We start from the raw sequence: 305 nt of genomic DNA on the forward strand, positions 1-305 counted from the left end.
CCTCAGCTCATGGTTCCGACTACTACGGCCCATAGCGGACTTTCACCACCTAGCTAATACCCATGCCGGGCGCACTAAAAAAACAGCGAGTAATTTTTACTCACTGTTTTAGACTAATTGGGCTAGCTGGATTCGAACCAGCGCATGACGGTACCAAAAACCGTTGCCTTACCGCTTGGCTATAGCCCAATTATATTAAAATGTTGAACAACTATTAAAATTGTTCAATGGAGGATACAGGGCTCGAACCTGTGACCCCCTGCTTGTAAGGCAGATGCTCTCCCAACTGAGCTAATCCTCCAAAA

Annotated in this window: 2 tRNA genes; both read right to left on the bottom strand. The window is 46.2% G+C overall.

Annotation, left to right across the window (positions count from 1 at the left end):
• Positions 1–117: 117 nt before the first annotated feature.
• A tRNA-Gln gene (locus QOS06_RS10780) sits at positions 118–189 on the bottom strand.
• A 39-nt stretch (positions 190–228) separates the two neighbouring features.
• Positions 229–301: transfer RNA gene (locus tag QOS06_RS10785), tRNA-Val, on the bottom strand.
• Positions 302–305 lie beyond the last annotated feature (4 nt).

Origin of the sequence: Limosilactobacillus sp. DJ3M12 (assembly GCF_947381695.1) — a bacterium.
GTDB lineage: Bacteria > Bacillota > Bacilli > Lactobacillales > Lactobacillaceae > Limosilactobacillus > Limosilactobacillus kinnaridis.